Raw genomic sequence first — 1,191 nt, forward strand, 5'->3', positions numbered from 1 at the left:
CTCGGCATGGCGCACCCGGGCACCGGTCTGAACAACGCGGCCTCGTTCAACCAGGTCTACACCGAGGTCAAGGCGTCCCGTCCCGTCGGTGCGCGCATCGGGTGGACCTCGGGCGGTGGCCACATGAACGTCGTCTACGGCTTCGACAACGTGAACAACACCATCGCCGTGGCCGACCCGTGGCCGGACACCGCCACCTACACGTGGTGGAACTACAACGACTACGTCAGCAACAGCTCGCACAAGTGGACCCACTCCCGGATCGGCATCTCCCGTTAAGGCAGGCGACATGCGCGAAACACGAACGTCCCGCGAACGGGCGGCCTCGCGCCTCTCCCGCCTGGCCGCGGTCCTGGCACTGGGCGTCTCCGCACTGCTGTCCTCCTCCGGCCCCGCCCACGCGGCCGATCCGCAGCCGGTGGACATCCCGGACTACCAAGCCGCTCTGGACGCGGTGAAGTCGACCGCCGTCCGCCACTCCGTGTGCCGCTTCCTCAGCGTGCCGCTGCCCGAGGCCGGTTCGGAGGGGCCGCAGACGATCCCGGAGAAGGCCGACCCGTGCGACGGGATCCCGGCCTTCACGCTCAAGGACCCGCTGGCGGTCAGCGAGATCACGCCGGGCTTCGTCGCGGGCACCTCCCCGCCGGTCGCCACCGAGGCGGTCAAGCTGAGCCACCTGGTGTCCTCGCTGAGCGTCGCCGTCGGCAACCGCCAGGCCACCGTCATGCTGGCGCCCACGCAGGGTGGCGGCTGGCACCTGTCCGGGGTGCGCGAGGGTGACAGCGACGCTGCGTTCGCCGGCAAGGCCGGCCCGGGGAGCCTGGTGTTCGCCGAGCCGCAGATCCGCGGCTGGTACCTGCTCAAGGTCCTCACGGTCGAGCCGCTCAACGACCAGGCCCGGCAAGGCCTGGACGGCCGGTCGTCGGTGTCGCTGAGCGACTACCAGAAGCTGGTCAAGACCCGTTACGCCGACAAGCTGCCCGGATCGGAGTACGACATTAAGGGCATGTCCAGCGGCTACAGCGCCACCGCGGAGGGCCCGTCGTCCCCGGCACCGCTGCTGGTCGGCGGTTCGTGTGCGGCGCTCCTGCTCGCGGGCAGCGACTTCCTCGTCCGCCGCCGCCGGCGCGGCACGACCGGCTGAACCCGACCGCCTCCGCCCCGGTACCCGGCTTCCGACGGGGACCGGGG

Annotated in this window: 2 protein-coding genes; both read left to right on the forward strand. The window is 71.1% G+C overall.

Annotated elements, in window-relative coordinates:
• Nucleotides 1-279 (forward strand): papain-like cysteine protease family protein (locus AB0G02_RS41275; RefSeq protein ID WP_360806332.1); only part of this gene is annotated, 279 nt, incomplete at its 5' end.
• Between the two features lie 10 nt (nt 280-289).
• Complete coding sequence (locus AB0G02_RS41280; protein WP_360806335.1) at nt 290-1,144, forward strand: hypothetical protein; 855 nt, start codon at nt 290-292, stop codon at nt 1,142-1,144.
• Nucleotides 1,145-1,191 lie beyond the last annotated feature (47 nt).

It is taken from the genome of Actinosynnema sp. NPDC023658, from assembly GCF_040639995.1.
Lineage (GTDB): Bacteria > Actinomycetota > Actinomycetes > Mycobacteriales > Pseudonocardiaceae > Actinosynnema.

Bases quoted from the DNA above. Each gene is read 5' to 3' on its own strand.
- AB0G02_RS41280 (WP_360806335.1), top strand. From the start codon at position 290: ATGCGCGAAACACGAACGTCCCGCGAACGGGCGGCCTCGCGCCTCTCC.